A 17,240-nucleotide genomic window follows, 5' to 3' on the forward strand; every position below is an offset into this window, starting at 1 on the left:
AACCTGTTGACAAAAGAAGATAAGAATATTAAACTTGACTACGTTAATTATTAAGTTAATTAACTTTTAATATACTTACCGAATAGCCCGTAAGTACTGCAGGAAAAAACTCTATGACATTTTCAATGCTAATAATTGGACAAATTACCTGACCATGGGGTGGAGGAGGTTATATGGTTAAATTAGTTAAGTATCTTAGCTCTTATTACGGGTATATTCTTGGTGCCGTTGCCTTGCTGTTTTTACAGGCCAACTGTGATTTGGCTTTACCGGATTATATGTCGGATATCGTCAATACCGGAGTCATGACCGGAAATACGAATTATATCCTGAAAACGGGGGCGACCATGCTCCTGATCACGCTCCTGGGAACGGCCGCTTCCGTGATGGTGGGCTATTTTGCTGCGCGGACGGCGGCAGGGGTGGCCCGGGATTTGCGTTCGGGCGTTTTTAAGAAAGTCGAGCAGTTCACTCATGCTGAGTTCGATCATTTCTCCACGGCTTCCTTAATTACACGGACCACCAACGATATCACCCAATTGCAAACTGTGTTAGTCATGATGATCCGCCTGGTGTTTTATGCTCCGATTCTGGGAGTGGGCGGGGTCATCAAAGCCATTTCCAGCAGTTCGTCCATGTCCTGGATTATCGGGATTGCCGTTCTCTGTCTCATCGGGGTCGTGGTCATCTTATTTATCGTGGTCATCCCCAAGTTTAAACTCATTCAATCCCTGATCGACCGCTTGAATTTGGTGGCTCGGGAAAACATCGAAGGAATGCTGGTGATCCGGGCCTTCAACACCCAAAAGTTCGAGGGCGCCCGCTTTGACAAAGCCAACCGGGATCTGCTGGAGACGAACCTTTTCGTCAACCGGGCTATGGCTTTGATGATGCCGGTCATGATGCTGATTATGAATCTGGTTACGGTGATTATCGTCTGGGTGGGTGCCAAACATGTCTCAGCTTTTCAAATGGGTATCGGCGACATGATGGCCTATATGCAATATGCCATGCAGATCATTATGGCCTTTTTAATGATGTCCATGATGTTTATTATGTTCCCCCGGGCAGCGGTGGCGGCAGATCGGATTGCCGAGGTTCTGGAGAAAGAGGAAAGCATTGCCGACCCTGAGGAACCGGCCTCTTTCCGGGAAGAGTTTCAGCCGACGATTGAATTCCGGAATGTGAACTTTGCTTATCCCGGAGGGGAAGATGCGGTTCTGCATAATATTAATTTTCTTGCCCCAGCAGGTCAGACCACAGCCATTATCGGCTCTACAGGCAGCGGTAAATCCACCCTGCTGAATCTGCTCATGCGCTTCTATGATGTAACTGCCGGTGAAATCCTGGTGGACGGCCAGGATATCCGCACCGTCACCCGGCGATCCCTGCGGGAAAAGATCGGTTATATTCCCCAAAAGAGCACTCTTTTCTCGGGTTCCATCCGCTCCAACCTATCCTATGGAGATAAAAAGGCCACCCAGGAGACCTTAGCCAAGGCAGCCGAGATTGCCCAGGCCACCGAATTTATCGCGGCCAAGGAAGAAGGCTATGACTCGGTCATCGCCCAGGGCGGCACCAATGTTTCCGGAGGCCAAAGGCAGCGTCTGTCCATTGCCAGAGCGTTGGTAAAAAATGCACCAATCTACCTTTTTGATGACAGCTTTTCCGCCCTTGATCTGAAGACCGATCGGAACCTGCGGGGGGCTTTGCAGCGGGAAACCGGGACCAGCACGATCCTTTTGGTAGCCCAGCGGGTCAGTACGATTATGAATGCCGAACAAATTATTGTCCTGGACAATGGCCGTATTGTAGGTAAAGGGACTCACAATGAACTCTTGCAAACATGCGAAGTCTATCAGGAAATCGCCTATTCGCAATTAAGTGAGGAGGAACTGGCGAGATGAGTGCTGCAGAAAAACAAACAGGTTTCGGGCCTGGTCGCCAGGGTCCGGGGGGAGGCAGAGGATTTTTTGGCGGTCCCCCTGGAGGGCCCGGTGGGCCCGGCGGGGGCGAGAAAGCCAGGGATTTTAATAAAACACTCCGCACCTTGACGGGATATTTAACTCCCCATAAGACAACGATTTCCATCGTGGTTTTCTTTGCCCTCTTCTCCACTGTATTTACGATTGTGGGACCAAAATTGCTGGGTAAAGTCACCACGAAACTGGCGGAAGGGTTATTCGCCTGGTATAACCAGACGGGGCTTCTGACGGATTTCAATTATATCGGTAAAATTATTGGGGCCTTGGTGGTGCTTTATGTAATCTCCTCCATCTGCTCCTACGTGCAAGGGTACCTGATGTCCGGGGTGGCCATGGATGTCACTTACCGGCTGCGCAAAGAGATTGCGGAGAAAATGAGCCGAGTTCCTTTGAATTATTATGATACGAGAAGCCATGGGGAGGTCCTGTCCAGGATCACCAATGATGTGGATCTGATCAACCAGACCCTCAATCAGAGTTTAAATCAAATCATCACTTCAGCGGCCAGCATCGTCGGTATTCTGATCATGATGCTGTCCATCAGCTGGATGATGACCGTGGCCGCATTGCTGGTTATCCCCTTATCCCTGGGGATTGTGGGCGTGGTGATTAAACGCTCTCAGCGCTTCTTCAGGGAACAGCAACACTCCCTGGGCGAGCTTAACGGCCATATTGAGGAAATGTACGGCGGTCACACTATTGTGCAGGCCTTTAATGGGGAAGCGGAGTCCGTGGCTTTTTTTGAACGGGTCAACGACCAACTCTATCATTCGGCCTGGAAATCCCAATTTGTCACCAGCATTATGATGCCGGTGATGAGTTTCGTAGGCAACCTGGGTTACGTGGTGGTCAGTATTCTCGGTGGCTACCTGGCTGTTAAACGGGTCGTGGACATCGGGGACATTCAAGCTTTCATTCAATATATGCGTTCCTTTACCCAGCCCATAGCCCAGCTCTCTTCCATCTCCAATACCCTGCAGTCCACAGCGGCAGCGGCGGAACGGGTCTTTGAATTTTTGGCGGAAGGGGAAGAAACCCCGGAAACAGCTCATCCGGTCACCTTGGATCAGTTCAGCGGCCATGTCCGTTTTGAACATGTGAGTTTTGGCTACAGCAAGGATAAACAAATTATTCATGACTTCTCCGCGGACATCAAAGCCGGCCAGAGAGTCGCCATTGTCGGTCCCACCGGGGCTGGCAAGACCACGATTATGAAACTTTTAATGCGCTTTTATGAAATTGACAGTGGCAGAATCCTGATCAGCGATCATGACATTTATGACTTCAGCCGCCATGATCTGCGCTCCTTGTTTGGCATGGTGCTTCAGGATACCTGGCTCTATAATGCTTCGATTAAGGAAAATATTCGCTACGGTACCTTTGCGGCGACGGATGAAGAAGTCATGGAAGCAGCCAAGGCGGCCCATTGTGATGAGTTTATCCGTGCTTTGCCGGGGGGCTATGATATGGTTCTTAATGAAGAATCCAGCAATATCTCCCAGGGACAGAAGCAGTTGTTTACCATTGCCCGGGCCATCCTGGCCGACCCGAAGATTTTGATCTTAGACGAGGCCACCAGCTCCGTGGACACCCGAACGGAGATCCTGATTCAAAAAGCCATGGAAAACTTAATGCGCAACCGGACCAGCTTCGTGATTGCCCACAGGCTCTCCACGATCCGGGATGCGGACATGATTTTAGTATTAAAAGACGGCGATATCGTGGAACAAGGAAATCACGAGGAATTGTTAGCCCAGAATGGATTCTATGCCGATCTCTATCAGAGCCAGTTTGAAGAGGCCGAAGCAGTTTAAGATTTCCTTGGATTGAAAAAAGGAGGAGCGTATCATGGGAGTGCAATTAAAGAGCGAAGAACAGCAACAGCTGAAAGAGCAAGTCAAAGGCAAAAAAAGCAGGAAAGGGATAGTTCTGGCCATCTTAACGGTTATCGTCCTGATTGCCGGTTGTGCAGGGTTTTACTATTTTAATGAGAACAGCCGCTATTTCACCACGGATAATGCTAAAGTCACAGCGAAAATGTATACCATCACCCCCAATGCTTCAGGGGAGTTGCTGGAGTGGAAGGTAAAAGAGGGTGATCTGGTAGAGAAGAATCAAGTTCTCGGACGCCAGGCAGTTTTACCCTATATCACTTCACCGATTCAGGGCACGGTCATTAAAAATAACTCAATTCAAGGGCAAGCAGTGACCCCTGCTTCCCAATTGGCGGTCATTGCGGATACGGATCACCTTTATATCGGGGTGAATATCGAAGAAACAGATATTGCCAGGATTAAGGTGGGACAACGGGTGGATGTAAAGCTGGATGCCTATCCCGGTGTAACCTTTCCAGGGAGGGTTCAGGAGATCGACCGGGCTACCCAAACGTATTTCTCCGGCGCCTCAAGCTTCAGTACCAGCGGCACCTATGCCAAGGTAACCCAGTTGATCCCTGTCAAAGTGGTGATTGACAACCAGGATAATCTGCCTTTGACCTTTGGGATGAATGCCACAGTGAAAATTCACATTAAGGAAGAACCTGTCAACACTCCGTCAGGTGCTCAAGGGGGCGAAAACACCGACTCCCAGCAGGCTGTTCATTACAGCAGTGTCCTTGAAGCCGCCGAGCAGATGGGGATCATCCCCAATGTTGCCGGTAAAGTCAGCAAGATTAATGTAAGCATCGGCCAGCGTGTGGAAAAGGGAGATGTGTTGTTCCAACTGGACAGCACGGATCTGGAGTTGCAGGTAAAGCAGGCTACTGCCAATTATAATGCAGCCGCAGCTTCCTATAATCATAATAAAGCTTCCTATGACAGCCAAACCGCTGTTACCCCAGCCCAGATTGCCTATAATGAGGCGATGGATAACTATATCCGCATCAAGGCACTCTATGATGGCGGAGCGGTATCAGAGGTAGAGCTGAACAATGCCCAAGACAAAGTGGAGATCACCCATGCCCAACTGCAAACGGCTCAGAATTCAGCTAAAGGAGCTGTCGATGCAGCCGCCGCTCAAATGGCCAGCGCTCAGGCCGGATTGGACATTGCCCAAAAGAAATTGGACGACTGTATTGTGAGAGCGCCGATGGCTGGTGAAGTAGCGGCCAAAACCATTGAGGTGGGTATGATGGCTTCGCCCCAAGCAGCCGCCATGACCTTGATCAATACTCAACAGGTAAAAGTGCATATCAATGTGACCGAAACGAATATTGCGAAGATAAAAGTCGGCAGTACAGCTGAGGTTAAAGTGCAGGCTATTAATGCCGCCGCCCAAGGTAAAGTGGTCAATATCGCTCCTGCCTCAGATGCTAAAACCGGCATGTTCCAAATCGAAATTCTGCTTGAGAATCCGGATAGCCTGTTTAAGGCGGGAATGATCTGTGATGTAGAGCTGAGGTAGGATTTTTGTGGAGGGATGAGCTCTTCCTAAACAAAAGGACCGTTGCAGCGAATTGATGTTCGTTGGGCAGCGGTCCGGTTATCTAGTCCGGGATAAAAAAGGGAAATTTAAATGAAATATAGAAATAGAAGGAAAGCATAAGGAAAGGACGGGAAGCCTCATGCAGGAAAGTAAGACGGTGAGATTGTTAGAGAGCATCAAAAAGTTCCGCCAGCTGAGCTTGAATTTCCGGGGAAACGGGGAAATTCCTCACCGGGAAATTATGATGCTGAAGCTGATTAAGCATCACTCAGGCGAGGGAGGAATAACCATTTCGTCCTTGAGTGCGCACCTTGAGATCAGCAAACCGGCGGTTTCACAAATGATTAACTCCCTGGAAGACAAGAATTATGTGGAGCGGATTACGCCTAAAAGTGACCGCCGCATGGTCTATGTCCGTTTGACTGAGCTTGGGGAAGAAGCCTTGGGCGTAGCCTTTCATGAGATGCAGAAAAAGTTGGAGATTTATTTGGAGAAGATGGGGGAAGAGGATATGGCGACCCTGATTGCACTCTTGGATAAACTCCACCGGATCATGAAGGAAGACCTTCGTGAGGAACGTGAGGAGAAGGAACAGTAATAATCATTCGGCCCGAAGCAGCTGAAGCATTTTAAGCCTTGGTATCTAAAGAATGCTTCTATGAAATACTATAGAATCAAGAAAAATACTATAGAATAAAGGGGAATGCATGATGAATGAAACCTTGAAGGTAATAGCCGAGCGGTATTCCTGCCGTGATTTCAAGAATGAAATGCCCTCGGATGAACTGCTGCAGGCCATAGCCGAAGCAGCGATACAGGCTCCCAGTGGTATGAATCGTCAGGCCTGGCGGGTCATTGTGGTCAAGAACAAAGAACTGATGCAGGAAATGGAAGCGGAAGGGCTGGCCTATCTTGCCGGCATGGAGGATCAATCCTCTTATAACAGAATTATGGAGCGGGGCGGCAGGCTGTTCTACGGAGCCCCCTGCATGATTGTTGTCCCGATTGATCCGACCCAATATGGTCCCGCCCTGGTGGACTGCGGTATCCTATGCCAAACTATCGCCCTGGCCGCCACATCCCTGGGGATAGCCAATATTATGTGCGGCTATACCGGCCTGGCCTTTGCCAGCGGCCTGCGGGCAGAAGAATTCAGCAAGCGGTTGGGGTTCCCTGAAGGCTATGCTTTTGGCTGTTCGGTGCTGTTAGGGCATGCCAATACGACAAAACCACCCCATGTCCCGGACAAGGATAAAATCACCTACGTGGAGTAGTGGCAAAAGTTGTGGAGCTGCAAATCTTTTGCAGAAAAAAATGGGCTGTTCATTAGCTATAGAAAACACCTCTATTCCTGGGTATATCACCTGGAAAAAAGAGGTGTTTTCTGGTTCATAACTTCAAAGGGGTCATCTGTTGGACGGGCAGTGATGATTTTGGATTAGCCACCTCATTTCTTGATGGGTTATTGTTATGGGGGTTATGCTGTGTTATTATGTAAATAACGGGAATTCAAGGGTGGTGTCTAAAATGGACAATGAAGAATTTCAAAAATTGGTTCTAAATGGTTTTAAGGAAATGAACGAGCATTTCCAAAGAATTGACCAGCGTTTCCAGGGGATTGACCAGCGTTTTGATAAAATTGATACAAAGTTAAATGAGCACGACTTGCATTTTGTTGATATCAGAAGTGAATTAGCAGATTTGAAAGTTCATTCCAGCCAGCATCATGAGGAATTAGAGAAAGTTGCCAGGCAAGTTCAAAAATCATTAAGGACTACTGAAAAACTAATAGAAATTGATAATGATTACTTAGCTAAACGCTCTTCATTAAAGCTGATTGACTGATAATAAACGGGAATATAAACAGCACTGCCTTTCACAATCTGAAAGCAATGCTGTTTTTGCACTTTATAGGCACTAGAGGGTGAAGGATTGTGAGGCTCCTTGGCTGCAAAATGCTAAGGGTATTAGGAGGGCGGATTAGAATGAGGGATCACATTCCTCATTTACGGCAAATCGAAGATGAGGATATTCTTTTACTGAATAGATGGCTCCATAAATCATATATTTTGAATTGGTATGAAGATCCCCAGGCATGGCTGGATGAGATCAGACAAAGAAATGGTGTTTATAATTTTATCCATCATTTTATCGTAATGAAAGGGAGTCAGCCCATCGGATTCTGTCAGTATTATGACTGCTATGAAGCGGGGGAGGACTGGTATTCTGTTCACCGTGCCAACGAAACCTACAGCATAGATTATTTGATTGGTGAAGAGGCCTGCCTTCGCCAAGGGTATGGCCGGCAAATCATTTGTTTGTTGATTGATAGGATCCGTGGGGATACCCAAGGGAAGGAGATTATCGTCAATCCTGAAGAAGAAAATCTGGCTTCATGTAAAGCTCTCGTTGCGTGCGGTTTTGAGTATGATCAGACTGCCGCCTGCTACCGGCGCAAGCTTTAGAAGGAGGAGTCTTCTTTTTACAAACATGACTTCCTTCATTACATTCTTTCCCAATACTTGCATATTCTTCTGACGATGGATATAATATAAGAAAAGGACCGACGTGATGCAACACGTCAGCCCTGCAGGCTGTCTAACCGGAAAACGGTTAGCTCAATTTGTGAGTTATAAAGGAATAACCGCCGCGTTGATGAGCTTGGGGCGGTATTTCTTTTTGGTTATGACTAATACCATAAGTGTGGCAAATGCAATCGCAAAACTAAATAATAAAAAATGAAGCAGGTTGTTTAACTTGCTTCATTTTTTTAGACCTTTAATGATCTCATGAATATTGCTTATTTGTTTTTCATCCAAGGCGCTTAAATCTTTAATGACTTCTTGGATTAAAGCTGGGCAGCTTGTTCCTTCGTCAAAGAATTCTTTTGGGGAGATTTTGAAATAGTCACAGATATAGAGAAACTCGGTCATGGATGGCAGGGCCTTTCCAGAAACTATGCTGTGTATGTAGCTGGGGCTGTGTCCTAGGTCAATACTCATACTTCTTTCAGAAACATCTTTCTGAATCCGTAATTCACTGATTCTGTTGCGAATAAAATTATCGTCCATAAGATCACCTCTATCTAATTCTAATAGATAGTATTGGCAGCAAAGGCCGATTAAATTAGTCGAATATGCTGAAATGTATAATTAAATCGTCTATAATCTAATTAATATCTTATCAGATTAGTTGGATGAGGTGATTGATTATGAATATGAGAGAAATTTATCGGAAGGTAGCTAGAAAGCATGGGGTATCGGTGAAGGAAGTAAAAAGGGATATGCAAGCTGCTATTGAGTTTGCCTATAATAGGGCGGGCAGATCGGAAAGAGAGAAAACGGTTCAGAAAAGTGTTGAGCATGCGAATGGAGTGCCAACTGTGAAAGAATTGATTGCATTTGCTGTTGGGGAGTTAAGAGAGCAAGAAAAATAAGGTTAGTGAAAAGTGCTTTTGGGAAATTAGCAGTAATACCTGAAGTTTCTGAGCCCTCTGATATCCCATGGATATGGTAGAGGGCTCCTTTTTATGCCGTTTGCTAAAATTGGAAGGAAATAAGGGGGAAATGCTGAACTATACTAGTGTAGGAAACTTTGGAGGAGATGAAAAGATGAATCTGAGCAAAGGCTTTCAATTGGCCAACAAGTATTATCTCTTACTGTTGGTGCCAATAATTTTTGATCTTTTGCAGCTGGGAAATATCCTGAGGAATGCACAAGGGTTCACGCTTAAACTGACCATTCCTTCGGCGCTGCCAAGCATAACTCAGGTGATGAATACTGCAAATCAGGGCACGGATATCTTTAACATCAATCTACCTTATGGCTATTCGGGCCACGGCTTTTTTGCTGTATTGATAGTTATACTTTATCTGCTGGCCGGTGCTTTTTTCAAAGGAGGATTCCTGGGGTGTATCCTGGCAGGAATTAATGAGCAGGAAGTCAGTGTGAGCACCTATATACAAGCGGGAAAACAGTATTTTGGCCGTTTTTTGGCACAGTCCTTGCTCATGGTCGCTCTACTACTGGCGGTCGCCCTGTTCTTGATTGCTATAGGGCCTCTTGCACTAATCCTCATGATAGGTTTTTTTATTTTAGCCTTTTACCTGACTTTTTGGGATTATGTGATCGTTGCTGAAAATGCGGGACTTATTGAAGCGGCCCAAATTTCTTTGGCCCGGGTTCAATCCGGTTTAGGCAAGGTGTTCTTATTCCTGATACCGATTGCCCTTATTACAGCTTTATTAGGCATCATCGCCAATGCCCTGATTGCTGCTTCGTCTATTTTGGCAGTGTTAGCGATTGCCTTGTATGCCTATTTTGGTACAGCTGTTGTTTTTGCTATCATGACATTTTACTTGGAGATCGAGGGAAGCGGGGCAGGAAGTGATTTTACGGCGTGATGGCCGGTTGACGGCAACTTATGAATGTCCCCGGATTATTCAGGCAACTTCTAAAGAATATCTGAATGTGAATCGGCTGTAAATTGAAAAGATAGTCCATAGAGACATTGTTTATAACGGTTTGATGAATTTGCCCATAAATTTATGGGCAAAGATTAGATTTACAACATAAAATGAAGTAAAATATAAGTAACAGTCAATAAATATTGGTAAGGAGGTTTAGACAAAAATGGCTGAAACGACCAACTTGAATATCAGGATTGATAAAGAGCTGAAAGAGCAGGCTGAAGTGTTTTTCAATGAGTTAGGCCTGAATATGACAACCGCGTTTAATATTTTTGTGCGGCAATCCCTTCGGCAAGGAGGAATACCTTTTGATATTACGTTGAATACGGATGGCTTTTATAATCCAGCGAATATGAAAATGCTACGACAATCCATTCAGGATGCCAACGAAGGTAAGCTGACCGCTCATGATTTACTTGGTGATTAAGTAATGAAAAAGTTATGGACTGACCAAGCCTGGGCAGACTACCTATACTGGCAAAGCCAAGATAAAAAAACGCTGAAAAGAGTAAACCAACTTTTACTGGATATTGAGCGCAATGGTTATGATGGAATTGGTAAGCCGGAACAGTTGCGTGGTGATTTAGGTGGGTGGTGGTCCCGCCGTATCGATAACACGAACCGGCTTGTCTATCGTATGACTGATGGGATAATCGTTATAGCAAGCTGTCGTACGCATTACGGTGATAAATAAAATAATTCGGAGGAGCAAGGGGTGGTCAGTGGGCCGCCCCTTGTTTTAATAAAAATAATTGCTCCTGGAATTTGTCTACCGGGTTTGTCACACTTAATATCTTGGCCACATAGACTATGAGTAAAGCGACCGAAAAGGACTGGTAATTATGATCATGAATTATGTTTTTCCGGCCACCATGGAGCGCAATGCCCTGTCGGGCCGATATATCGTCATTTTCCCGGATCTGCCGGGTCTGATCTGTCAGGGGGAAACTCAGGAAGATGCTTATCATGATGCGGAACTCTCTTTAGGGATTCATCTGTACCATATGGAAAAAGACAATAAACCCATCCCGAAAGCTTCTGATCCCGCCGACTGGCCGAAGCGGAAGGGTGCCGAGGTTATTGTGCTGGAGGCTGATACGCTGGAGGTCCGGCAGGCCATTGATAGGAAAAAGGTTCCTAAAAATATCATGATTCCTAAATGGTTAAAGGATCTGGGGGAAGAAAATAAGGTGAATTTTGCCAAAATCCTCAAGGAAGGGCTAATGGCTGAGTTGGGAATTTCCGAGTAAAGGCAGGAATGTTGATGGAGTATAGGTTCCACAGTCTGTCTTACCAGATCGGCAAGCGCTTGCCGATCTGGACTACACTCAGGGAGCATTCCTCCGGGACATTTCCGGAGAGGAACGGGCCCGGTTTACCGCAGACCAGATCGTGGAGGGAAGACAGAGTTCCAGAAAGAGCCAGTCTTACCAGATTGGCAAGCGCTTGCCAATCTGAGCGGCGAACGGAACAACCTGACAAAGTCCATAGCTAAGAAATTGCAAAAAGGCTAGTGTCGGGTGAGTATTCCTGGCTGAGGGGTGTGAGAATTCTTGCACCCTAATATTATTTTTTGCGACTTCAAGAAGGCAGGAATTGATTTATATGGATATTAAAAAAAGATTTATTGATAGAAAAAGGTGTTTTGAAGTTTGAGGTGTGGAGTGGAAAAAAGACTGCTATTGATTGCGGACTTTTGCCGGATAACAATTGACTCGCCCCTTAGGGTGGAGTTTATAATGATTCTGAAGGTGGGATTATGGTGCAAAAGCAAATAAAAATTGGCGATTTTGTAAAGTTGACGGGAAGCACTTTAAAGACCGTTCTCTATTATCATAAGGTGGGTTTGTTGCCGGAGCCGGAGCGTTCCCCGGGCGGTTACCGCTTGTATGGGGCAGCGGAGCTGGGGCGCATGCAGTCGATTAAGCACTTGAAAGCCTTAGGGCTGGACCTGAAACAGGTTAAAGATATACTGAAGGATAAAGCCAATAGTTCAGCCAATGACCAAGCTGACGCTCAAACCAAGGACCGGACTTTGCAGGAGGTTCTGGAATCCTTGCGCTTGGATCTGCTCAGGGAAATCAAAAGCCTGGAGGAGCGGTTGAGCCGAGTTGAAGAGCTCCTCAGTGAAAAGCAGGGGAGTCTGGATGAAGCTATCGGGGAGGCAATGTCCTTTCAGGTAATCACTGGGATTCTCCGACCCGAGCAAGTGGAAGATTATGCCCGGACTAATCCGGAGCTTTTGGCGGAGCAGCGGAAAGTTTTTGCCCTGTTGGATGACTTTGCGTGGGGAGGGGAGTACCGGGAGACCCTCAGGGCCTTAGCTGAGTATTTCCAGGAGCAGCCAGAGCACTATCAAAAGGCCCTGGCTTGGGGTGTGCGTTTGTCCAATCTGGCTCAGATGGCCGAAGATGATCCGGATGTGGAAAACCTAGCGCGAGAAGCCACGGATTTTATTAAAAGCATACCCCGGCTGCAGACGCTGTTATGCGGGGGTCCATGGTTGAAGGAGCCCCAGGCCGGTCTTTACAAGGAGATGGTAGCAGGGGATTTTATGCCGGCCAGGCTAAAACATATGGAGCTTTTCCAGAAGTACTTACAGGAAAATTGAAGGGATTAGAGATGGGATAGTTTGTTCGGCTATACGCTTTAATTGGTTGCGGTGTATTCAATGCTGTTGGGGCTTTCTATAGCTCACAAAATGGAAAAGCGGAGGTGGTTTTTATGGCGGAAAACAGAGAAATGACCAGGGAAAAGGAAGCGACGTCCAAACCTCCCGTCATCCTGAACCTATATTTTTTGGGCTTTATCCTGCCTGGCTTTGATTTTCGTTTGCACTGGTCGACGGTGCCAGTCTGGCTGGTGCTGGCCGCCAATGCCTTGGTTTTCTTGGGCTATATCTTTATTCTCCGGGTTTTCCGGGAGAACAGCTATGCTTCAACAGTGATTCAGGTGGAGCAGGAGCAGCCGGTGATCAGCAGCGGCCCCTATGCTCTGGTCCGCCACCCTATGTATTTGGGCATGGCTGTGATAGGGCTGTTTTCGCCCTTGGCTCTGGGCTCTTTTTGGGCGGTGATTCCGGCGCTGCTCATCCTTCCTTCCCTGGTTCTGAGGATCAAATGGGAAGAAGAGGTACTGCTTCAAAAATTGCCGGGGTATCAGGAGTACTGCTCAAAGACCCGCTTCCGGTTGTTGCCGTTGATCTGGTAAGGAAAGAGCAATTAGGTGATGATAGCTTTTAGGGAATGTATTTAAAGGAGTTGAAAGGGATGTTTGATGAACTGGTGGAAGCGAAAATTCAGGAAGCTATGAAAAATGGTGAATTTGATAACCTTCCTTATGGCAAACCCATCAATTTGAATTATTGGGCCAGTTTGCCGGAGGATATTCGGATGGGGCTTATGTTGCTGAGGAATGCGGGTTACGTGCCGGAAGAAGTGCAGTTGTTAAAGGATACGGAGGAATTGCGGGAACGGCTGGTCGGCAGCACAGACCCTGATGAGAAGTCGGTGCTGACGAAAAAACTGAGAGAGGCTGAAGTGAAATTTAGTATGATGCTGGAGATGCGACGGCGGAGAAGGTAGTCAATACAACTTCCGGAAAGACGGAGTCTTGGCAAGTCCCCCTGCCAAATTGGCAAACGCTTGCCAATTTGAGCGGCGAAGGGAACAATCTGGCAAAATCAATAAAAAAATAGAACAGCATGAAAATCCCTTGGTTCGAATGGTATAATATTCGAATAAAGGGGTTTTTTTCTTACTTTAGGGAGAACTATTTTGAATTTTCTGACAATAATCTAAGGCAACTCGATTGGAGAGGAAAAAACATGTCCAACTATGATTTTCATGCTTTGCTGGAACCGCTGGAATTTCAAGATCTGGTTTGCGATATCGTTCAGCTCCGGGATAACATCTTTCTGGAAACCTATAAAGAAGGGCGGGATTCCGGGATTGATGGTTCATATACGGATAACACGCAAAAGATCATTGTTCAGGCCAAACGCTGCCCACAGGATTTTAATAAGCTGTATCGCGGCCTGCAGCATAAGGAATTGCCCAAAGTAAAAAAGTTGAATCCGGACCGTTATATCCTGGGTGTCTCAATGGACTTTAACCCCGAACAGAAGACAAAGATTGTGGAACTGTTTGCAGGGTACATCACCAACACCAGGGATATTTTAAGCCGAAAGGATATCAACCGCCTGCTTAGAGATCCCTCCTATAAGCACATCCAGTATGCCTATCCGAAGCTCTGGTCACCTAACCTTGCTGTTCTGGAAAAGGTGTTAAAAGAATCTGTGCACCGGGCTGCCTATAAAGAGTCGTCAGAAGATCTGAAGGATGCTATTAAAGCGTCAAAAGTTTTTGCCCCCACCAGGATTTACCGCCAGGCATTGCGGGAGTGGTCTCAGAACCAGGTCATTGTGATCTCGGGGGAGCCCGGCGTAGGCAAAACGACCATGGCCTACCTATTGGCTCTGGCTTACCTGCAGCCGGACAATCTGGCCGGATTCATCTGGGCCAATTCCATTCATGATGTCTACGCGATGATGGATGATCAGCAAAAGCAAGTCATCATCCTGGATGACTTTTGGGGCAGCATCTTTCATGATGACTATACACGAAGAAACGATGAAAATCGCCTGGACAAGCTGATCAGGCGTATTATTGAGTCCAAGGGCCAGAAGCGTCTGATTCTTACCACAAGAGAATATATTCTCCAACAAGGCTTGCAAAAACATCCTGCCCTCAGAGAAACCCTGGCTCAATATGCATTAATCTGTACTATGGAAGAGTACGGCGAGGATGAAAAAGCCAGCATCCTGTTTCGCCATCTTTATGCCTCGCATCTTGATTATCACTATGTGGATTATTTGTTCGCCAAGTCCAGTGATATTGTAAGTCACCGGAATTATAACCCGCGTGTGCTGGCGCTATTTCTGGCCAGGGAACCTGACAGAGAGTGTTCTCCTCAAGACTATTATGAGGAGTTATGTGACTACTTTGACAACCCCAGTGCTTTCTGGAAAGCTATTTTCGTTGATCTCTCTCCGGAAGCCCAAATGGTGGCCATGCTTTTGCTGATTTCTTCGACCCCCATGCTTTTGACGGATATGGCTCGTTGCTACCAAAAATATATTCATGATTGCACCAAGCAAACCACGGTAAAGAATTTGAGCGAGACCATAGCGGAGCTGGAGAAGACGATGCTTAAATCGTTTTATGATGAGGAAGAAGAAGCCGTCATGTTAAGGTTCAGTATGCCGGCCGTACAGGATTTTCTGTATCAGCACCTTGAAGAAAACGGTGAGCACTATATTCCGCTCCTTTTACAACGCTGCACGTTCTACAACCAGCTGCAATTTCTCCTGGAACATCTATCCATGAAGTGCAGCAGGAGAGTTGCTGATCTTATTGTCGAGGAATGTATCTTACATTACCAGGACTATGGTGACAGCTATAGGGACTATGACGGTAGTTGGAATTGGGATGTGGACACCTTCCCCTATGAATACGAACACCTGCAGAGGTTTTTTCATCTGCTGCGCTGTTATAACCCGGAAAGACATCCTGCTCTTGGGCGGTTTTTAGAAAGGGAGATAAAGGATTATTGCTTAACTATGGGCAGCAGTGATCCGGAAGCTCAATACACAGACCTACATAATCTGCCGGATATTATTGGCCGCTGTAGCCAAAAAGGGATGGTTTTCAGCGGCAAGGCCGTGATTGGTAAATACTATGAGGAAGCCTCCAGCATCTATCATTATCGGGCTATGGAAAAATTCCGGGACGTGTTTCCGGAAGAGTACGGTGTATTTTATGAGACTTATTTTCCACGCATAAAAAGGAATTTGAAGGATACGATCCTTTCTGAATTGGAGTTTCTCGAAGAATTCGCAATGGATATGCAGCTGGATAGGTTGATCGATGATATCCCGGACTTGCTTAAGGAATTCGGCCTGCGCTATACCAAAGAATTCGGACGGCAGGTACTCGACTTATGCGGCAGAGAACCGGTGCCTTTAGAAAGAAGAAAAGCCGCCTTTGCAAAGCCGCCACATGGGGGTATGGATCAGGAAGAGCGGGCCCTCGAAGCCGTTAAGGAAGATGCTGAGACCTGGCTTTTGGGCCCAGGCGAAACCGACCTGGGAGATGAACAGATTGTGGAGATGATTGCTGAGAGCGGCCTCAATCCGGAGCTGAAAGAAGAACTGAAAAAGACCCTTAATACGGGGACGCCCTATTATATCTATAACTTTCTGCAGACCAAAGAATCTGTGGAACTGCTTCTGGCTGCTTTGGAAACATCGGGAGATGAGCTTCCTGAACGGGAAAGCAGTCTTTATATGATGCTCTTGTCCTATATTGGGCGGGAAGATCTGGAATTAATAAAAAAGCTCATAAACTTTGGCACGGAAAGCTTTATTATCTTTATGTATCGGGATGAGCCTGTGCTGCGGGTCAATCAATTCTTGGCGGAGGATGTTTATCTATCCTATCTGAAACATGACCCTGAATTTTATGACCTTGTTTTTGAGAATCTGCTGATCAGAGATGAGCAATGGGTGCGTTTTCTCCATATCCCACTCTTTATCTTCTGTCATGCTTCTATTATGGTTATGGGATGCAATGAGAAAGAATTGGCAGAATACTATCAGGATGTATGGGGAGATAATTCCAGTAAAATTAAGTATGTCACAAAATATGATTGGGGAAGTCAGGCAAGCATTAGCTATGTGGATATGGGAACCTATCATTTCCGACGATATGATTGGGAAGGATGCATGTACCGGCTGTTTGAGGAGCTGAATCCCTTTCACTTTAATCAAACCTATGTGGAACCTGCCCTAAAACGTTATTTGGATGAGCTGGGTGATGGAGGTGACGATAGTAAGGTCTTAAAGCATCTTACCCTTTGCAGGATGCAGGCTGAATACACGGAAAAGGGCGTTTTCCGCTCTCTGGGCTGCCTGATTAGTGACGAGCTGGTGATGATCGAACACTTGTCAATCGCTGAGTTTTGGACTGAATTGCCGAGTCAAATAAGAAGGACAAGACTGAAAGAACTGCAAAAAGGGGAGAAGATATGTAAAAAAGACAACGACAGATGGAGGATATTACTCTATGAGATAAAGGATGTTAAGTTGTTAAAAGAGCTGGGCGTTTATGATGACACCTTGAGGTTTATCAACGAGGTGGAGGGTACCTATTTAAGGTTTCTGGACGGGAATTATGCGCCAATCAAGAGTTGGGACCACTTAATTAATGGACATACCTGATCGCACCATTTTTTGGAGAGCATAGTCATAAAGGATCACTATAAATTTAAATGGTGGCCATAAGGTTGTATTACTTTAAACAAC

General features: G+C 46.2%; 17 protein-coding genes. 16 read left to right on the top strand and 1 reads right to left on the bottom strand.

Annotated elements, in window-relative coordinates:
- Window positions 1-173 precede the first annotated feature (173 nt).
- The 7 genes from DHAF_RS10020 to DHAF_RS10050 all read left to right on the top strand — a co-directional run bounded on the left by DHAF_RS10020 (window position 174) and on the right by DHAF_RS10050 (window position 7,873).
- A complete protein-coding gene (locus DHAF_RS10020) occupies window positions 174-1,907 on the top strand; it encodes an ABC transporter ATP-binding protein (RefSeq protein ID WP_005813950.1) in 1,734 nt (577 codons plus the stop codon).
- Window positions 1,904-3,799, top strand: a complete 1,896-nt coding sequence (locus DHAF_RS10025) for an ABC transporter ATP-binding protein (RefSeq protein WP_005813953.1) — start codon at window positions 1,904-1,906, stop codon at window positions 3,797-3,799. The genes DHAF_RS10020 and DHAF_RS10025 overlap by 4 nt, the downstream gene beginning before the upstream one ends.
- Window positions 3,800-3,833: 34 nt before the next feature.
- A complete protein-coding gene (locus DHAF_RS10030) occupies window positions 3,834-5,387 on the top strand; it encodes an efflux RND transporter periplasmic adaptor subunit (RefSeq protein ID WP_005813955.1) in 1,554 nt (517 codons plus the stop codon).
- Window positions 5,388-5,547: 160 nt separating this feature from the next.
- Entirely contained in the window at window positions 5,548-6,006 is a 459-nt protein-coding gene (locus DHAF_RS10035) for a MarR family winged helix-turn-helix transcriptional regulator (protein ID WP_005813957.1), read from the top strand.
- A gap of 109 nt (window positions 6,007-6,115) precedes the next feature.
- The gene (locus DHAF_RS10040) at window positions 6,116-6,682 is read left to right on the top strand and encodes a nitroreductase (RefSeq protein WP_005813959.1); all 567 of its coding nucleotides are present in this window, start codon (window positions 6,116-6,118) and stop codon (window positions 6,680-6,682) included.
- A 253-nt stretch (window positions 6,683-6,935) separates the two neighbouring features.
- Complete coding sequence (locus tag DHAF_RS10045) at window positions 6,936-7,253, top strand: hypothetical protein (protein WP_015943786.1); 318 nt, start codon at window positions 6,936-6,938, stop codon at window positions 7,251-7,253.
- A gap of 140 nt (window positions 7,254-7,393) precedes the next feature.
- On the top strand, window positions 7,394-7,873 hold the full coding sequence (locus tag DHAF_RS10050; protein ID WP_015943787.1) for a GNAT family N-acetyltransferase: 480 nt from the start codon (window positions 7,394-7,396) through the stop codon (window positions 7,871-7,873).
- Between the two features lie 297 nt (window positions 7,874-8,170).
- On the opposite strand, the gene DHAF_RS10055 is transcribed toward DHAF_RS10050, so the two are convergent.
- Window positions 8,171-8,479 (bottom strand): helix-turn-helix transcriptional regulator, encoded by a 309-nt coding sequence (locus DHAF_RS10055; protein WP_015943789.1) that lies wholly within the window; start codon window positions 8,477-8,479, stop codon window positions 8,171-8,173.
- A 140-nt stretch (window positions 8,480-8,619) separates the two neighbouring features.
- On the opposite strand from DHAF_RS10055, the gene DHAF_RS10060 reads away from it, so the two are divergent.
- From DHAF_RS10060 to DHAF_RS10100, 9 genes are all read left to right on the top strand, one after another.
- Window positions 8,620-8,844, top strand: coding sequence for a sporulation initiation factor Spo0A C-terminal domain-containing protein (locus tag DHAF_RS10060; protein WP_015943790.1), 225 nt, complete (start codon window positions 8,620-8,622; stop codon window positions 8,842-8,844).
- Window positions 8,845-9,019: 175 nt separating this feature from the next.
- The gene (locus tag DHAF_RS10065; protein WP_242659965.1) at window positions 9,020-9,811 is read left to right on the top strand and encodes a hypothetical protein; all 792 of its coding nucleotides are present in this window, start codon (window positions 9,020-9,022) and stop codon (window positions 9,809-9,811) included.
- Window positions 9,812-10,040: 229 nt separating this feature from the next.
- On the top strand, window positions 10,041-10,304 hold the full coding sequence (locus DHAF_RS10070) for a type II toxin-antitoxin system RelB/DinJ family antitoxin (RefSeq protein ID WP_015943792.1): 264 nt from the start codon (window positions 10,041-10,043) through the stop codon (window positions 10,302-10,304).
- Between the two features lie 3 nt (window positions 10,305-10,307).
- On the top strand, window positions 10,308-10,571 hold the full coding sequence (locus tag DHAF_RS10075) for a Txe/YoeB family addiction module toxin (protein ID WP_015943793.1): 264 nt from the start codon (window positions 10,308-10,310) through the stop codon (window positions 10,569-10,571).
- A gap of 148 nt (window positions 10,572-10,719) precedes the next feature.
- A complete protein-coding gene (locus tag DHAF_RS10080; protein WP_015943794.1) occupies window positions 10,720-11,127 on the top strand; it encodes a type II toxin-antitoxin system HicB family antitoxin in 408 nt (135 codons plus the stop codon).
- 509 nt (window positions 11,128-11,636) lie between these two features.
- Window positions 11,637-12,488: a MerR family transcriptional regulator gene (locus tag DHAF_RS10085; RefSeq protein WP_015943795.1), complete on the top strand. Its 852-nt coding sequence runs from the start codon at window positions 11,637-11,639 to the stop codon at window positions 12,486-12,488.
- A gap of 113 nt (window positions 12,489-12,601) precedes the next feature.
- Window positions 12,602-13,087: a methyltransferase family protein gene (locus DHAF_RS10090; protein WP_015943796.1), complete on the top strand. Its 486-nt coding sequence runs from the start codon at window positions 12,602-12,604 to the stop codon at window positions 13,085-13,087.
- A gap of 59 nt (window positions 13,088-13,146) precedes the next feature.
- Window positions 13,147-13,461, top strand: coding sequence for a DnaJ family domain-containing protein (locus tag DHAF_RS10095; protein WP_015943797.1), 315 nt, complete (start codon window positions 13,147-13,149; stop codon window positions 13,459-13,461).
- Between the two features lie 242 nt (window positions 13,462-13,703).
- On the top strand, window positions 13,704-17,156 hold the full coding sequence (locus DHAF_RS10100; RefSeq protein ID WP_015943798.1) for an nSTAND3 domain-containing NTPase: 3,453 nt from the start codon (window positions 13,704-13,706) through the stop codon (window positions 17,154-17,156).
- Window positions 17,157-17,240: the final 84 nt, after the last annotated feature.

It is taken from the genome of Desulfitobacterium hafniense DCB-2 (assembly GCF_000021925.1).
Lineage (GTDB): Bacteria > Bacillota > Desulfitobacteriia > Desulfitobacteriales > Desulfitobacteriaceae > Desulfitobacterium > Desulfitobacterium hafniense.